The following is a 16,410-nucleotide window of genomic DNA, read 5'->3' as shown; positions in this document are numbered from 1 at the left end:
GTGTGCGCCGCGTTCGGCGGAAGGTGGACGCGTGCATGGCTGACGGGTCCGCATTCCGCCGGGCGCTGCATCGCGCAGGCCGCTGGCTGCATCGCTGGCAGAACTGGATCGCCGGCGTGCTGCTCGTGTTCGGTGCGCTGGCCGCGTGCCGCCTGTGGCCGCATCCGCCGCTGCGCGACTGGAAGCCGTCGTCGGTCGCGGTGCTCGACGCACAGGGCCGCTTGCTGCGGCTCACGCTGGCGAAGGACGACCGCTACCGGCTGTGGGTGCCGCTCGACCGGATGTCGCCGCAGCTCGTCGAGGCCGTGATGCTGCACGAGGACCGCTGGTTCCGCTGGCATCCCGGCTTCAACCCGTACGGCCTCGCACGCGGTGCGTGGATCACGTATGTGCGCGGCGGCAATCCGCAGGGCGGCTCGACGCTGACGATGCAGCTCGCGCGCTCGCTGTGGCGGCTGAACACGCGCACGCCGGCCGGCAAGCTCGAGCAGGTGGCGCGCGCGGTGCAGCTCGAGCTCTTCTATTCGAAACGGCAGATCCTCGAAGCGTATCTGAACGATGCGCCGTACGGCCGCAACGTCGAAGGCGCAGGCACTGCGAGCGTCGTCTATTTCGACCGGATGCCCGACGCGCTGACGCTGCCCGAGGCGCTCGCGCTCGCGGTGATTCCGCAGGACCCGGCGCGGCGCGTGCGCGGCGGCCAGGACGAGATCAACCGCGCGCTGGCCGCGTCGCGCAACCGGCTGTATGCGCGCTGGCTCGCCCGCCATCCGCGCGATGCGGCATCGAGGCCGCTGTTCGCGTTGCCGCTCGCGATGCGGCCATTGTCGGCGCTGCCTTTCGATGCGCCGCATGCGGTCGACCAGGCGCTGGCCGAGCGCGACGCGTGGCGCACCCGTGCGGGCGGGGACGATGATGAACGCGACGACGCGCGCGTCGTCACGTCGCTCGATCTCGACCTGCAGCGCACGCTCGAACGGCAGATCGCGCGTTATGTCGCGCGCAACGACACGCGCGGCGTGCGCAATGCGGCGGCCATCCTTGTCGATACGCGCGACATGGGCGTGAAGGCGCTGGTCGGCTCCGCGAACTTCTTCGACCGGACGATCGACGGGCAGGTGAACGGCACGCTCGCGCGGCGCTCGCCGGGCTCGACGCTCAAGCCGTTCATTTACGCGCTCGGCTTCGACCAGGGCGTGCTGCATCCGCAAACGGTGCTGCGCGACGTGCCGACCGCGTTCGGCCCGTATGCGCCGGAAAATTTCGACGGGCATTTCCTCGGGCCGATCACCGCGACCGACGCGCTGAACCGCAGCCGCAACGTGCCGGCCGTGTGGGTCGCGTCGCAGCTCAAGTCACCCGACCTGTACCGGTTCCTGCAGGAAGCCGGCGTGCGCCGGCTCGCGAGCGCGCAGCACTACGGGCTCGCGCTCGTGCTCGGCGGCGGCGAAGTGACGATGCAGGATCTCGCGGCGCTCTACGCGATGCTCGCGAATCGCGGCGAATTCCGGCCGCTGCGGCTGCGCGCGGACGAACCGGCGCTGCCCGGCCGGCGCCTGTTGAGCGCGGAGGCGAGCTACATGACGATGGACATGCTGCGCCAGCATCTGCGCCCCGACGAAACGAGCGGCGCGCAACCGTCGAGCGCGCCCGTCTACTGGAAAACCGGCACGTCATGGTCGTTCCGCGATGCGTGGACGGCCGGCGCGTTCGGCCCGTACGTGCTGGTCGTGTGGGTCGGCAATTTCGACAACTCGACCAATACGGCGTTCGTCGGCGTCGACGCGGCCGCGCCGCTGTTCTTCCAGGTCGTCGACGCGTTGAATGCCGAGCGCACGCTCGTCGAGCCGCCGCGCGCGGTGCCGCCGCGCCTGAAGCGCGTGCGGATCTGCCTCGCGAGCGGCGACCTGCCGAACGAGTGGTGCCCGCAGCAGGGCTGGACGTGGTTCATTCCGGGCACGTCGCCGATCCGCGTGAGCACCGTGCACCGGCCGGTCGTGATCGACGACGCGACCGGCCGCCCCGCGTGCCCGCCGTACGACGGCAAGCGCACGCATACGGAGATCTTCGAGTTCTGGCCGTCGGATCTGCAGCAGGTGTTCGCGCAGGCCGGCATTGCGCGCCGGCGGCCGCCGCAGAACGCGGACTGCCGCGACGCGGGGCAGGTCGACGGCGATCCGCCGCGCATCACGTCGCCGCTGCGCGGCAGTACGTATGCGATGCGCGTGAAGAGCATGGAGGAGACGCGCATCGCGTTCAACGCAACGGCCGATGCGAGCGCGCATGCGCTGTACTGGTTCGTCAACGATGCGTTCGTGGGGCGCAGCGCGCCGGGCGATGCGCTGTTCTGGCAGCCGCGGACGGCGGGCAGCTATACGGTGCGCGTGGTCGACGATCACGGCCGCAGCGATCAGCGGCCGCTGGCGGTAGGGCTCGAACAGTAGCCGGCGAGCCGCCGGCGCTCATTTCCACGCCGGCGGCAGCGCGGGCGCTTCCATGCGCGGAGCCGCTCATGCTCGCCGTCGCGCCGAGCAGCGCCACGCAGATCGTCCATGTCCTGCTCTTCATCGTCTGTCTCCGTGTTGTCGAGTGTCGTAATCGGTATGGCCAATCAATTCCGATGAGGCCGCGGCGCGGTGTCGTGCCCGCGCTCAGGCACGCTTCGCATAGACGTTGCACCAGCCTTCGGCGGCCACCGCCTTGCCGCCGAACATCGGACACGTGCCGGAGGATTCGCCGGCGCCGGCCTTGTAGAAGCGGCAGTTCGAGCACGTCTGGCCGGCCTGGTACTTCGGGAACTTGCCTGTGTCGACGGTCGTCGCCTTCGCGCGGTAGCCGAGCGTCTTCGCGGCCGCGTCGTTTTCGTCGACGAGCAGCGCTGCCGCGAATGCGCCGGTTCCGGCTGCGAGTGCGGCACACAGGCCGGCGGCCTGGACGATGAAGGTTCTGCGAGTTCGGGAGATCATGTCGTTTTCCTAAATGAAATGAAATAAGTCGCCCCGCCGCGCCGGAATGCTTGCCGGCGCGGCGGGTCTGCCGAAACGAAAGGGGGCGTTATTTGCGCGGGCCGGCGACGAGCGGTGCCTTCGACGAGGTGGCGACATCGGCGGTCAGCTTGCTCTTCGACGCGTCGTAACCGTTCGAATAGAGCAGGAACGCCATCAAGTCCTCGTATTCCTGTGCCGTCATCTTGCCGGGGCGATCGGCCGGCATGTTGTTCGACATGTACTGGAAGATGCCGCCGACTGTGATGTGCGACTTGCCCTCGGGCGCGAAGGACTCCCCGCTCAGCGCGGGGGCGGTATTGCCTTCGAGCTGGTCGCCGTGGCATTTCGCGCAGGCATCGATATAGAGCTTCTTGCCGTGCTGTGCCTGCGCATTGTCGAACGACGGCACGCCGCTGTCGTCACTCGCCGAGATCTTGATGAAGCCGCTCTTCGCCGGCTGCTGCCGGGCGGATGCGACCGCGCCGTCGAGAAACCGGCCGGGCGCAGGCGCCCCCGCTGCTTGCGCGACCGTCTCCGGCAGTGCCCAGCCGCGTGTGAGCGCGGCGATCCGGCCGTTGGCATTCAGCCGCGACAACGCCGCGTCGATGCGCTTCTGCAGCGCTTCCTTGCCTGGCCCGAATGCGAACGACAACTGCCAGTCCGAGTACGGCGACGACGTGGCCGCAACCTGGAACCGCTGTTGCGGGTGCGCGTGCTCATACGCCACGACGCTCGGATACCAGACGATCGCGCGCTGTGCGCGACCGGTCGCGAGCGCGTCGATGGTCTTCTCGGACGTGTTCTCGAGATCGAAGCGGGCGTTCGCCGCCTGTGCCGCGATCAGTTGCGACGGGCTGGAGTACGTGGCCGCGATCGTTTCCTTTCCGGTGGACGATGCGTGCGCGTCGCGCAGCGTCACGCTGACGTAGCTGGAGCGCAGATACCCCTGCGAGTACGTCATTCTGGACCCCGACGCATCGGCGATCGCCGAGCGCGGGAAGCCGGCGATCATGTCGCAGTCGCGTTCGAGCGATTGCTTCAGTTCGGCGGCGGAGATGCCGTCGTCGCCGCCGTCGTCGTCCACACCGCGCCGGTTGAACGAGGCGACGATGCCGGCGGTGCGGAACACTTCGCGCGCAACGGCTTTGTCGAGCGCCGTCGTCGGGCTGCCGGGCAGCGTGCAGATGCGTACGCCGGCCGACGCGGATGCCGGCGTCAGCGCCACGCCCGCGGCGAGCAGACTGGCGAGGGTCAGGGGAGCGAGTCGAGTCTTCATGGTCGTGTTTCCTGTTGAAGCTGTTGGGGCGTCGCGCCCGGATCGGGCGCATGCGGGCGCGACGTGCGTTCAGTCGAGCGCGAATACGTAGAGCGTGCCGCCGCGCGGAACGTCTTTCGCGACGTCGGCCATCGGGCCGCCCCAGATCGGGTTCGCGCCGCCGTATCCGGCGAGCACCGCGACGTATTCCTTGCCGTCGACCTCGAACACCGACGGCTGCGCGATGATGCCGCTCGCGAGCTGCGGGCTCTCCCAGAGCACCTTGCCGGTCGCCGTGTCGAAGGCATACAGGTGGCCGTCGAGCGAGCCGCTGAACGCCAGGCCGCTCGCGGTGGTCGCGACGCCGCCGTTCCACGGCTTCTTCGACCAGTGGCCCCACAGTTTCTTGCCCGTGTTCACGTCGATGGCCTGCAGTTCGCCATAACCCTGGCTGCCCGGTTCCGGCTTGATCTCGAAGCCTTCCCCGAGATACGGCAGGCCTTCCATGTAGCTGACCGACTTGCCGGACAGGCTCATGCACGCGTGAAGGGAGGGTACGACCGCGATGTGGCGCGCGGGGTCGTACGACACCGACCACCAGTTCTTGCCGCCGAGGAAGCTCGGGCACGTGTCGATCGTCGTGCCGGCCTTCGGGAACTTCGACGGGTCCGCGATGGGCTTGCCGTCGGCCGTGTAGCCGGTGACCGACGTCGCCGTGACGAACGGCTCCGCGTAGATCAGCTTGCCGGTCGTGCGATCGATCGCGTGGAAGAAGCCGTTGCGGTCGGCGTGAATGATCGCATCGTAGTCCTTGCCTTTGTACTTGACGTCCGCGAGGATCGGCGTGTTGACGCCGTCGTAGTCCCACGTGTCGTTGCTCGTGTACTGGTAGTGCCACTTCAGGTTGCCGTTCTTCGGATCGAGCGCGAGCAACGAGTCGGAATACAGGTTGTCGCCGGGACGCAGCGCCGCGAGCCACGGGCCCGGGTTGCCGACGCCCCAGTACAGCGTACGGCTTGCCGCATCATACGTGCCGGTCAGCCAGGCGGCGCCGCCGCCGTGCGCCTGCATCCCGTCGGGCCAGGTCTCCGCGCCTTTTTCGCCGGGGCTCGGGATCGTGTAGCGCTTCCAGACCAGCGAGCCGTCTTCGGGGTTCAGCGCGGCAATGTACCCGCGAATCCCGTATTCGCCGCCGGAGGTGCCGACGATGATCGAGCCGTCCAGCGCGAGCGGCGCGAGCGAGAACGCATAGCCGAGGCCCGGCTCGAACATCTGCTTCTTCCAGACGAGATTGCCCGTTTGCGCATCGAGCGCCACGACCTCGCCGCTCAGCATCGCGACGTAGACGTTCTTGCCGTACAGCGCGACGCCACGGTTGACGACGTCGCAGCAAGCGGTCTTGAACGATGCCGCGCCGAGCTTCGGTTCGTATTTCCACAGCTGCCTGCCGCTCTTCGCATCGAATGCGTAGACGTTGTCCTTCGGCGTGGTCACGAACAGGTAGTTGCCGTTGACGATCGGCGTGGCTTCGAAGCCCTGCTTCAGCTCGGCGGGGAACTTGTAGGCCCACACCTGCTTGAGTTCCTTCGCGTTCGACGCGTCGATCTGCTTGAGCGGCGAATGCGACTGGCCGTCGTAGGTGCGGTAATAGGTCAGCCAGCCCGGATCGGTGTGCGCATCGGTCAGCCGCTGGTAGGTCACGGCCGGGTAGTCCGCGGCCGCTTCGACGAGGCCGGGGTTCAGCGCGACGGCCGCCGCCGTCGCGATACCGATCGTCGCCAGCCGGCTCGCTGAAGCCGAGAGTTTCTTCATGGTTGTCTCCTTGGTCATTGTGGTCGCACCGCCGCGAACGGTTCGTCGCGCCGGCACGGTGGGGATTCCGGGCCGAGTGCGCTGCCGTTCACGCAAGTCGCATGCCATCGCGGCGCGAAGCCCGCGCGGTGCGGTATACGGGCGCATCGCGCGCTGCGCGGCATCGAAGACGCGGTGCGGCGGCGTCGACGCAGGTGTTGCATTCAGGTACACCCCCGCGCGCGCAGTGTTGCCAAACATGACAGGCGGCGGCTCGCCTGTGTCAGCGTGCCGCTGCGTAGATGCGTACCGCGTGGAACGGGTGCACCGTGCGGCAGAACACGAACAGGAGACAAAGGAGAATGATCAGGAGACCCAATGCATTGGGTCATGACGGTGCGAAGCGGGGCCGTCGGCATGCGCGGTCACGCGCACGGCATCGCCGCGAACATCGCATGGATGGCGCGGGCGATGCTGCGTGCCAATGCCGGGTCGCCCGCCAGATGCCCGGCCGGCACGCGCTCGATCCGGGCGGCGGGCACGGCACGCGCGAGGCGGGCGACGTTGGCGGCCGGGCAGACGGGATCGTGCATCCCGTGCGCGGCGAACAGCGGCACGCCCGCGTCTGACGCGCGGCATGCGAGCGCGAGCACGCGGCGCTCGCCTAGCCAGCAGTCGCGCCGCAGGTAATGCGCCTGGATCCGGTACTTGTCGATCAACCGGAGGACGTCCGGGTGCGAGCGGATCGTGCGCGCATGCGAACGGCGCGATTGCGGCGACGCGAGGATCGCGTCCTCGTAGGCGTGCCAAGCCAGCGCCACCGCCCGCTGCCGGGCCGCGCCCGCGCCGGGTTGCAGCCGCCGCGCGCAGCACGACAGCAGGCGATCCGGCTGGCTGCAGCCGGCCGCCGCGTACAGGCGTCGCCATTCGCGGGGCGCGCGTGTTCGCGACGTCGTGAACAACCGGCGGACTTCGCGTCGCGACGTCAGGAACAGCCCGCGCAGCACGACGCCGGTGACCCGTGCGGGATGTGTGCCCGCATACGCGAGTGCGAGCGCCGCGCCCCACGAGCCGCCGACGACGCCCCAGCGCGCGATGCCGAGCCGCGCGCGTACCGCTTCGAGATCGTCGATCAACCGCGCGGTGTCGTTGTGGCGCGTGCCGCCGCGTGGCGCCGACGCGCCCGCGCCGCGCTGGTCGACGAGCACGACGCGCACCCGCGTCAGGTCGAACAGCCGCAGGATGCCGGCCTGGCTGCCGCTGCCGGGCCCGCCGTGCAGCACCACGACCGGATGGCCGTGCGCCGCGCCGGCGACGGAGAACGCGATCGATTGCGCGTCGCAGCGGATGCGCCGGCGGTCGGGCGCCGCATGCGCGGCGGGTCGGAGCGGGGCAGGCGTCATGTCGGTTCGGCTCGGGAGCGGGTGTCGGGCGATGGCCGCGTGATCGGAATGAAGCAAAGCCAGAAACGCGCCAGCCGCAAAGATCGGGATTTGCACGAGTAGCGGCAGCGTTGCGATCGCGGTATCAGGAAATCTCACCCATCCGGCGGCTCGGCGCGCGACTCCCCGGATCACGCCTTACAACCGTCTTTCATGTATGGCCGCGAATCCGGCGCCGGACGTCCGTCCGCACCGCGACGATCGTGTGGCCCGATGCTTGCTTGCAATGACGGCAAAGAGTCCGGCAACTGACCGGAAGGATCCCCGGAGGAGACAATGCGCGATGACGTAGAGCAGGCGGCCGGATCGCGGGCCGCGCATCCCGCCGGCTGGCCCGCGCCGTCGATCCAGAAAGCCCATGAGCGGTCCGAGACGTTCGGCCTGCAGGTCTCGGCGCGCCCCGACTACGACGTGCTGTCGAGCGCGGCGCTGGTGCTCAAGCGCGAGCAGAGCCGCGTGCTGTGCGCGCATGCGATGCCGGTGATGGAGACGCTGCACGAGCAGATCGTCAACACGCAGAGCATGATCGTGCTGACCGATGCGCAGGGGTTGATCCTGCATTCGATCGGCGACGACGATTTCCTGCGCCGCGCGGAGAAGGTCGCGCTGCGCCCGGGCGCGAACTGGGCGGAGGATCGGCAGGGCACCAACGCGATCGGCACGGCGCTCGCCGAGCTGTGCCCGATGGTCGTTCATGGCGACCAGCACTTCCTGGCGGCGAACCGCTTCCTCACCTGTTCGAGCGTGCCGATCCTCGATCCGTACGGCGATGCGATCGGTGTGCTCGACGTGACCGGCGATCACCGCAGCTACCACCAGCACACGATGGCGCTCGCGAAGATGTCGGTGCAGATGATCGAGAATCATCTGTTTACGACGACCTTTCAGGAGACGCTGCAGGTGTCGTTCCACGGTCGTCCCGAGTTCCTCGGCACGCTGATGGAGGGGATCGTCGCCTTCACCGCCGACGGCCGTTTCCTGTCGGCCAATCGCAGTGCGCAGTTCCAGCTCGGGATGCCGCTCGCCGCGCTGCGCGCGCACACGCTGTCGTCGCTGTTCGACGTCACGAGCGCACAATTGATCGACCGCATGCGCGCGAGCACCGACCGGCACCTGATGCTGAACCTGGGCACCGGCGCCGTAGTCTGCGCGCGCGTGCATTTCCGGCGCGCGACGCTCGCCGAAGGCAGCCGGCCGACGGACGTTCACGATGCGGGCGTGCCGGCCGCGCGCGCGAACGCGGTGCCCGCGCCGGCGGCCGGCACGTCGGCCGGCCTGTCGCGGCTCAACTACCTCGATACCGGCGATCCGCAGGTTGCATGCGTGATCGCGAAGGTGCGCAAGGTGATCGGCAAGGACATCCCGATCCTGATCACCGGCGAGACCGGTACCGGCAAGGAGCTGCTCGCGCAGGCGATCCACAACGATTCACCGCGGCGCGATGCGCCGTTCGTCGCGGTCAACTGCGCGTCGATTCCGGAGACGCTGATCGAGTCCGAGCTGTTCGGCTATGAAGAGGGCGCCTTCACCGGCGCGCGCCGCAAGGGCTCGATCGGCAAGCTGCTGCAGGCGAACGGCGGCACGCTGTTTCTCGACGAGATCGGCGACATGCCGTATCCGCTGCAGGTGCGGCTGCTGCGCGTGCTGCAGGAGCGCCTCGTCAACCCGCTCGGATCGACGAAGACGATCGCCGTGGACATCGCGATCATCTGCGCGACGCACCGCGATCTGCGCGACATGATTGCGCAGAACCGCTTTCGCGAGGATCTGTACTACCGGCTGAACGGCCTCGTGGTACGCCTGCCGCCGCTGCGCGATCGCACGGATCTCGCGGTCGTCGTGCAGAAGATGCTGCAACGGGAAGCCTACGCGGGCCCGGGCCGGCCGCCGCTGTCCGTCGCGCCGGACGTGATGGCGCTGTTCGTGCGCTGCGCGTGGCCCGGCAACTTCCGCCAGCTCGGCAACCTGCTGCGCACGGCGGCGGCGATGGTCGACGACGACGGCGAGATCCGGCGCGAACACCTGCCGGACGATTTCTTCGACGACCTGCGCCGCGACGATACCCGGGCCGAGCCGGCCGCCCACGATCCGTCGGGCGCGGCATGGACCGCGGACGCGCTCCCGGCGGGCGACGCGCGGCTGCAGGATGTCGCCGCCTCCGCGATTGCCGCTGCGCTGGCGCGCCACGGCGGCAACGTGTCCGCGGCGGCGCGCGCGCTCGGCGTGTCGCGCAACACGATCTACCGGAAGATGCCGGCCGCCGACCCGCAGCGCCAGCCGCCCGACGAAAGCTGACACGCACGCTGAGGGCCCGCCTGTCACAGCCGGTGTGTCAAGTTGCAACACCGGTGTTCAACGATTCAACACCTGTCACCGCCCACGCGCATCGTGCGGCCGTGACGTCGAACCGCATTCGCGCCAATCTCGTAGGCAAATCGTAAGGATTCCGTCCCGATGCCCGGGCGAGGGCCGCGTATCGCTGTCCGGCCGTCGAAGCGCGGCCTCGGCACGCTCCTTGCTGAAGAGGAACCGACCGCTCGATTGCCGCGGTTGTTCTCACCGACGCAACTCATCAACTCGATCAGGAGACACATCATGCAGTGGACCACCCCGTCATACACCGACCTGCGTTTCGGCTTCGAAATCACGATGTACATCGCCAACCGCTGATCGCTGAGCGTGCCGCCCGTCTTGCCGTGATCGGCGCGGGCGGCGTCGGGAGCTGACGACCATGAAGATCAAGATACTCGGCTCGGGAGCCGGCGGCGGCCTGCCGCAATGGAACTGCAATTGCGCGAACTGTCGCCGCGCGCGCAGCGGAAGCGGCCACGTGCTGCCTCGCACGCAGTCGTCGATCGCGGTCAGCGACGACGGCATCGACTGGATCCTCGTCAACGCGTCGCCCGACATCCTTTCCCAGTTGCGCGCGGATCCGGAACTGCAGCCGGCGCGCGCGATGCGCGACAGCGGCATCGCCGCCGTCGTGCTGTGCGATGCGCAGATCGATCACGTGACGGGCCTGCTGATGCTGCGCGAGCGCTCGGCGCCGCTGCCGCTCTACGCGAGCGCGCCGGTGCTCGACGACCTGTCGACCGGCTTGCCGCTCGTGCCGCTGCTCGGCCATTACTGCGGCGTCGACGCGTACACGATCGCGCTCGGCGAGCCGTTCACGGTGCCGGCGGCGAGCGGCATCCGCTTCACCGCGATTCCCGTCGACAGCAAGGCACCGCCTTATTCGCCGCGGCGTGCGTCGGCCGCGCCCGGCGACAACATCGCGCTGTCGATCGAAGATGTCGCGAGCGGCCGGCGCGCGTTCTATGCGCCGGGGCTCGCGGCCGTCACCGACGACGTGCGCGCGGCGATGGTCGGCGCCGATCTCGTGCTGGTGGACGGCACGTTCTGGCGCGGCACCGAGATGATCGACCTCGGCCTGTCGGGCAAGCACGCGGCCGACATGGGGCACCTCGCGCAGTGCGCGGAACCCGGGCGGCCCGGCATGATCGACTGGCTCGATACGCTGCCCGCGCGCACGCGCAAGGTGCTCACGCACATCAACAACACGAACCCGATTCTCGATCCGCATTCCGTCGAGCACGCGCACCTGCGCGCGCATGGCATCGACGTCGCGCATGACGGCATGCAATTCCAGGTCTGACCATGAACGCACCGATTCCCGCTACGGCATTGCATCCGACGCCCTGGAGCGCAGCCGAATTCGAGGCGCGCCTGCGCGCGCTCGAATCGCGCTATCACATCCATCACCCGTTCAACCGCCGGCTCAACAGCGGAGCCTGTTCGCCCGCGCAGATCCGCGGCTGGGTCGCGAACCGCTTCTACTACCAGATCAACATCCCGCTCAAGGATGCGGCGATCCTGTCGAACTGCCCCGACCGCGACACGCGGCGCCGCTGGATCCAGCGGCTGATCGACCACGACGGGCAGGGGGACAACGAAGGCGGCATCGAGGCGTGGGTGCGGCTCGGCGAGGCGTGCGGTCTCTCGCGTACCGAATTGTGGTCGCTCGAGCACGTGCTGCCCGGCGTGCGTTTCGCGGTGGACGCGTACGTGAATTTCGCGCGGCGCGCGCCATGGCAGGAAGCCGTATGCTCGTCGCTGACCGAGATGTTCGCGCCGCAGATCCATCTCGACCGGCTCGCGGGCTGGCCGTCGCATTACCCGTGGATCGAGCCGGGCGGGCTGCATTACTTCCGCAGCCGCGTGCCGCTTGCACAGCGCGACGTCGAGCATGGGCTCGCGGTTACGCTCGCGCATTTCACGACACCGGACGCGCAGCAGCGTGCGCTCGGCATCCTGCAATTCAAGCTCGACATCCTGTGGTCGATGCTCGACGCCGTCGAAAAGGCCTACCCGCAATGAACGCGATCGAAGCTGTCAGCGGCGTGCCGCTGCGCCCCTGCCTCAGGGGCATGTACCGCCTGCAATGGGAGGCGGCCCAGGATGCGTACGTGCTCCTCTATCCGGAAGGGATGGTCAAACTCAACCCGAGCGCCGGCGAGATCCTCGCGCGCTGCGACGGTACGCGTGAGCTGGACGACATCATCGGCGAACTCGAGCGCCTGTTCAGCCAGTCGGACCTCGCGACCGACGTGTACCGTTTCCTCGATCATGCGCGACTGCGCGGCTGGCTCGACTGACATGGCCCCCGACACTCCCCGTCCGTCCGCACCGTTGTGGCTGCTCGCGGAACTGACGTACCGATGCCCGCTGCACTGCGCGTTCTGCTACAACCCGGTCGACTTCGCGACGCACGGCGCGGAACTCGACACCGATGCGTGGCGCACGGTCATCGGCGATGCGCGCGCGCTCGGTGCCGCGCAGATCGGTTTCTCGGGCGGCGAGCCGCTGCAGCGCGACGATCTCGAGACGCTCGTCGCGCATGCGCGCGGGCTCGGCTTCTATACGAACCTGATCACGTCGGGCGTCGGGCTGAACGTGACACGCATCGAGCGGCTCAAGGCGGCCGGGCTCGACCATATCCAGCTGTCGCTGCAGGACTCGACGCGCGAGCTGAACGATTTTCTGACGAGCACGCGCACGTTCGAGCTGAAGCGCGGCGTCGCACGGCTGATCAAGGCGCACGGCTACCCGATGGTGCTCAACTGCGTGCTGCATCGTTACAACCTGCCGCACGTCGGACAGATCATCGAGATGGCGCTCGACCTTGGCGCCGATTACCTCGAGCTCGCGAACACGCAGTACTACGGCTGGGCGATGGTGAACCGCGACCAGCTGATGCCGACCGTCGAGCAGGTGCGCGAGGCCGAGGAAACGGTCAACCGCTATCGCAAGCTGATCGGCGAACGCTGCCGGATCCTGTTCGTCGTGCCCGACTATTTCGAGCAGCGCCCGAAGGCCTGCATGAACGGCTGGGGTTCGGTGTTTCTCGGCGTCGCGCCGGACGGTACCGCGCTGCCGTGTCATGCCGCGCGGTCGCTGCCGGGGCTCGCGCTGCCGAACGTGCGCGACCGGTCGCTGAAGGAAATCTGGTACGACAGCGACGCATTCAACGCGTATCGCGGCGAGGACTGGATGCGCGAGCCGTGCCGCACGTGCGACGAGCGGCATGTCGATCACGGCGGCTGCCGATGCCAGGCGTACCAGCTGGCCGGCGACCCGGCGCAGCCCGATCCGGTGTGCGCGAAGTCCGCGCATCACGGGCAGGTGGAGCAGGCGGTGCGGCTTGCGCGGCAACCCGCGCGCCGCGACGAACGACCGCTGGTGTTTCGCAGCAAGGAAAATTCGCTGGCGCGCTGCGCGGCCGCGTGCGATTGAGCGAACGCGCCGGGCCGTCAGCGCAAACCGCGATCAGCCTGACCCGCCATTGACGCCGCCGCCGCGCGCGTCAGCAGCGAAACACGCATTGACCTCGCCGCCATGCGACGCGGGCGGTGACGACACTCGATCGTCACCGCCCGCGTGATGTTGCTGCGCGCCTGCCACGCGCCGTCATCCGTCGTCCGCCTTTGCCTGCAATCCCTTCAACCCCTGGATCACGACCAGCAGCGCGCGGCCGTGCTCGTCCGATCCGTCCCACGCGTCGACGATCGCGTCGCGCAGCAATTCGTTATAGCGGCGCCGCGACGGATGCACGTCGACGCCGTAGAAACTGCATAGCTTATTGAATGGCGCGCTGCGGCGCAGCCGATGCCCGTTCGACAGCCTCAGGCGCGATACGGTCGGCTGGCTGACCCCGGAGAGTCGCGCGATTTCGCTGGACGAGCGTGTATCTGCCAGCAGGCGGCGCAACAGGTCTTGAACGGGAAAATCTTGGTCCGGGGCTTCCATGCGATGCATTATACCTATACAGTTACGGCTGTTGAATGACTTGCTGAAACTGGCAAGCGGCTGCGCCCTGAGAAAGTTGATGACACTGAAACACCTCCCCCCCACGTTCTGCTGGACCAAGATCGGTACCGAGTCCGGCGAGGAACTGCCGACCGTCGTGCTCCGCAAGGAATGGGAGCGCCGGCTCGGGGGCGGGCGTTTTCTGTGGGGCATCAACCAGCCGCTCGGCAACAGCGCGCAAATTGCTGCGCATCGCACGGGCTCGCTGCTCGCGCTGTTCTCGCCGGTCGCGTCGCGTCCGCGTGCGGGCGAGCGCAAGGACGCGCTGCTGTGGAATGCATGGGTCGACGCGAGCGGGCAGGTGCGGCCGTTGCCGCCGCATACCTTCATCGCGAGCCGCGCGAAGCTGCCGTCCGGCCGTCCGCGCGAGCATCACTACGCGCTCGTCTGCGCGTCCTCCACCGCGCTGACGGTCGGCACGCAATTGCGCGTGTATCCCGATCACCTGCGCAGCGTGAGCACCGGCAAGGCGCTCGGTGCCGCACAGGGCGCGGTGGTCGTCGACTCTGTCGGCCGGCCCGCGGAGCAGGGCGGCAAGAGCTATCCGCTCGCGCTGTCGGTCGAGCTCGAGGCGCCGTATTTCGTGCGGCTCGCCCAGCCGTGCGTGCTGAAGGCGCGCGATCTCGCGGAAGTGAACAAGGCGACGCGCGCCGGTGATTTCGATCGCTTCGTCGAACTCGTCGCGCGCTTGCGCGGCCGCTCGCCGACGGACGCCGTGCGCGGCGTCACGCGCGATCTGTTCGACGTGCCGCCGATCGAAACGGCGGCCGCGTATGTTGCGCCGGCGCATGCAACGCGCCTGCGCAGCCGTCCGGCAGCCGAGGATGCGCGCGGCGTCACGCGCGATCTGTTCGACCTGTCGCCGGGCGAAGCGGCGGCGTTCGGCGGGCTGACGCATCCGCGCGTCGGCCGTGCGTAACGCGCGCGGCGGTTGAACAGGGCGGGAGCGTTTCAGGAAGGGCTGCGCGATTGATGCACGTGGGGCGGGCGTTGCGCTTCACGCAAGAATTTGTTGCAATCTCGCCATAGCGGAGCGGCGAGTGCAGAGGGACAATCGGCTCGAAGCGCGCTGCGCGGCGGCCGATGCGTTGACCGGCAGTTGGCTTTGTTCATGCCGCCGACATGCGCACCACGCACACTGGGTGTCGGCGTGCTTCACACTGCAACCTGAGGGAGAAGTGTCGATGTCGACCCACATCTGTTCGCGGGAAGCCCGGGCCGCGCAACGCTTCGTCGAAGCGACGCGCAACGTCGATCAGGCCTTTCGCGCCGTGCGCGGCGAAGCCGACGACGACGTGTCGTCGGTCGAATATGCGATGGCGATGTCCCGGCTGGATCGCGCGCTCGACGAGCTCGCGCGCGCACAGGAATTCTTCGACCGGGTCGTGAGCGCCGACGCGCGCGAGCGCAACTAGCTTCCCCCGATTTCCCGATTTCCCGATTTCCCGCTTGCATGGCGTCGATCGCAATGATCGACGCGTTCATCTACATCCGTATGCGGCGCTGATGGCCGCGCGCCAAATCGCTTCGCTTGCGCGCGATGCGCAGGGGGCGTCAGCCGTCGCGCGACGTGGTGGCGGTCGCGCGGCCTGCGACGTCGGTGTGCCGGTGGAATGCGTAGCCGCTGCGCTGGAACGAGGTCGCGAAGAACCGCATCTGGTAGCGGATCGCATTCGCCCAGTAATCCCACGTATGACCGCCGGGCCGCTCCGTGTAGTCGTGCGGCACGCCGAGCGCGAGCAGTCGTTCGTGGAGCGTGCGGTTCGAGCCGACGAGGGAGTCGTCGGACCCGCAGTCGATCGTCAGGTCCATGTGCAGGTGCGCGAATGCGCGGGCGCTCTCGACGATCACGTTGCGGTTCCAGAATGACGAATGGCGTTCGGGATCGCCGAACACGTGATCGATGCCCGGCTCGTCCGCGCAGCAGCGCGGATCGACCGCGCCGCTGATGCTGCCGACCGCGCCGAACGTGTCGGGCCGGTCGAGTGCGATGCGCAGTGCGCCGAAGCCGCCCATGCTGAGCCCGGTGATCGCGCGCGCGTGCTGCGTCGCGATCGTACGGAAATGCAGGTCGACGTAGGACACGACTTCATCGCCGATGAAGGTTTCGTAGCGGCTGCCCGAATCGAACGGGCTGTCGATGTACCAGCTTTCGTGCCCACCGTCGGGCATCACGAGGATCACGTGATAGCGGTCGGCGAGCGCGGCGATGTGCGTGTTCGACGTCCAGTCGGTATGGTCGCCGCCCGAGCCGTGCAATACGTAGACGGCGGGGAAGCGGTCGGCGCGGGTACTGTGCGTGTAAGCGTTGGGCAGCACGACGGTCGCCGCGAACGATTGACGCATCGTCGCGCTGGGAATCGTGATCACGCGCGTCTGGAACGCCCAGGCGGGGCTTGCGATGGCAAGCAGCAGAAACAGCTGGAGGGCGCGCGCCAGGTTCGTCGATCGTCGCATTCGTCGTGTCCGCCAAATGGTCGGGCATGCCCGGAAACCCTATGTGGAATGACTGTAGCAACGGGGCCTTTCATTCAAATTTCGGTGGCGCCTACGGGTTTGTCAGGTTGGC

At 68.3% G+C, this 16,410-nt stretch carries 15 protein-coding genes; 9 read left to right on the top strand and 6 right to left on the bottom strand.

Features of this window, described 5'->3' with window-relative positions; genetic code table 11:
- The first annotated feature begins 35 nt into the window (after positions 1 to 35).
- Positions 36 to 2,444: a penicillin-binding protein 1C gene (pbpC, locus tag WT26_RS32290; RefSeq protein WP_069274848.1), complete on the top strand. Its 2,409-nt coding sequence runs from the start codon at positions 36 to 38 to the stop codon at positions 2,442 to 2,444.
- 207 nt (positions 2,445 to 2,651) lie between these two features.
- Here pbpC and WT26_RS32285 read toward each other — a convergent pair whose 3' ends face one another.
- The 4 genes from WT26_RS32285 to WT26_RS32270 all read right to left on the bottom strand — a co-directional run bounded on the left by WT26_RS32285 (position 2,652) and on the right by WT26_RS32270 (position 7,436).
- The gene (locus tag WT26_RS32285) at positions 2,652 to 2,966 is read right to left on the bottom strand and encodes a high-potential iron-sulfur protein (RefSeq protein ID WP_069274847.1); all 315 of its coding nucleotides are present in this window, start codon (positions 2,964 to 2,966) and stop codon (positions 2,652 to 2,654) included.
- Between the two features lie 88 nt (positions 2,967 to 3,054).
- Entirely contained in the window at positions 3,055 to 4,263 is a 1,209-nt protein-coding gene (locus WT26_RS32280; RefSeq protein WP_069274846.1) for a c-type cytochrome, read from the bottom strand.
- A 69-nt stretch (positions 4,264 to 4,332) separates the two neighbouring features.
- On the bottom strand, positions 4,333 to 6,054 hold the full coding sequence (locus WT26_RS32275) for a methanol/ethanol family PQQ-dependent dehydrogenase (RefSeq protein ID WP_059730797.1): 1,722 nt from the start codon (positions 6,052 to 6,054) through the stop codon (positions 4,333 to 4,335).
- Between the two features lie 404 nt (positions 6,055 to 6,458).
- Complete coding sequence (locus WT26_RS32270) at positions 6,459 to 7,436, bottom strand: alpha/beta fold hydrolase (RefSeq protein WP_069274845.1); 978 nt, start codon at positions 7,434 to 7,436, stop codon at positions 6,459 to 6,461.
- A 315-nt stretch (positions 7,437 to 7,751) separates the two neighbouring features.
- On the opposite strand from WT26_RS32270, the gene WT26_RS32265 reads away from it, so the two are divergent.
- From WT26_RS32265 to pqqE, 6 genes are all read left to right on the top strand, one after another.
- Complete coding sequence (locus tag WT26_RS32265; protein WP_069274844.1) at positions 7,752 to 9,770, top strand: sigma-54-dependent Fis family transcriptional regulator; 2,019 nt, start codon at positions 7,752 to 7,754, stop codon at positions 9,768 to 9,770.
- A 300-nt stretch (positions 9,771 to 10,070) separates the two neighbouring features.
- The gene (gene pqqA, locus WT26_RS32260; protein WP_006485436.1) at positions 10,071 to 10,145 is read left to right on the top strand and encodes a pyrroloquinoline quinone precursor peptide PqqA; all 75 of its coding nucleotides are present in this window, start codon (positions 10,071 to 10,073) and stop codon (positions 10,143 to 10,145) included.
- 61 nt (positions 10,146 to 10,206) lie between these two features.
- Positions 10,207 to 11,130: a pyrroloquinoline quinone biosynthesis protein PqqB gene (gene pqqB, locus WT26_RS32255; RefSeq protein ID WP_069274843.1), complete on the top strand. Its 924-nt coding sequence runs from the start codon at positions 10,207 to 10,209 to the stop codon at positions 11,128 to 11,130.
- A 2-nt stretch (positions 11,131 to 11,132) separates the two neighbouring features.
- Entirely contained in the window at positions 11,133 to 11,852 is a 720-nt protein-coding gene (gene pqqC / locus WT26_RS32250; protein WP_059730786.1) for a pyrroloquinoline-quinone synthase PqqC, read from the top strand.
- Complete coding sequence (gene pqqD, locus WT26_RS32245) at positions 11,849 to 12,130, top strand: pyrroloquinoline quinone biosynthesis peptide chaperone PqqD (protein WP_059730784.1); 282 nt, start codon at positions 11,849 to 11,851, stop codon at positions 12,128 to 12,130. The genes pqqC and pqqD overlap by 4 nt, the downstream gene beginning before the upstream one ends.
- 1 nt (position 12,131) lies before the next feature.
- Positions 12,132 to 13,268 (top strand): pyrroloquinoline quinone biosynthesis protein PqqE, encoded by a 1,137-nt coding sequence (gene pqqE, locus WT26_RS32240; protein WP_069274842.1) that lies wholly within the window; start codon positions 12,132 to 12,134, stop codon positions 13,266 to 13,268.
- 174 nt (positions 13,269 to 13,442) lie between these two features.
- Here pqqE and WT26_RS32235 read toward each other — a convergent pair whose 3' ends face one another.
- Positions 13,443 to 13,781, bottom strand: a complete 339-nt coding sequence (locus tag WT26_RS32235) for a helix-turn-helix domain-containing protein (RefSeq protein ID WP_069274841.1) — start codon at positions 13,779 to 13,781, stop codon at positions 13,443 to 13,445.
- A gap of 79 nt (positions 13,782 to 13,860) precedes the next feature.
- Here WT26_RS32235 and WT26_RS32230 point away from each other — a divergent pair, with 79 nt between their 5' ends.
- Positions 13,861 to 14,760, top strand: coding sequence for a hypothetical protein (locus WT26_RS32230; RefSeq protein ID WP_069274840.1), 900 nt, complete (start codon positions 13,861 to 13,863; stop codon positions 14,758 to 14,760).
- 265 nt (positions 14,761 to 15,025) lie between these two features.
- The gene (locus tag WT26_RS32225) at positions 15,026 to 15,256 is read left to right on the top strand and encodes a hypothetical protein (RefSeq protein WP_042588508.1); all 231 of its coding nucleotides are present in this window, start codon (positions 15,026 to 15,028) and stop codon (positions 15,254 to 15,256) included.
- 139 nt (positions 15,257 to 15,395) lie between these two features.
- Here WT26_RS32225 and WT26_RS32220 read toward each other — a convergent pair whose 3' ends face one another.
- On the bottom strand, positions 15,396 to 16,298 hold the full coding sequence (locus tag WT26_RS32220; RefSeq protein ID WP_069274839.1) for an alpha/beta hydrolase: 903 nt from the start codon (positions 16,296 to 16,298) through the stop codon (positions 15,396 to 15,398).
- Positions 16,299 to 16,410: the final 112 nt, after the last annotated feature.

The organism is Burkholderia cepacia, from assembly GCF_001718835.1.
Taxonomy (GTDB): domain Bacteria; phylum Pseudomonadota; class Gammaproteobacteria; order Burkholderiales; family Burkholderiaceae; genus Burkholderia; species Burkholderia cepacia_F.
Note: the sequence above shows the minus strand (reverse complement) of the source record. Positions and strands in the feature narration are given on the sequence as shown.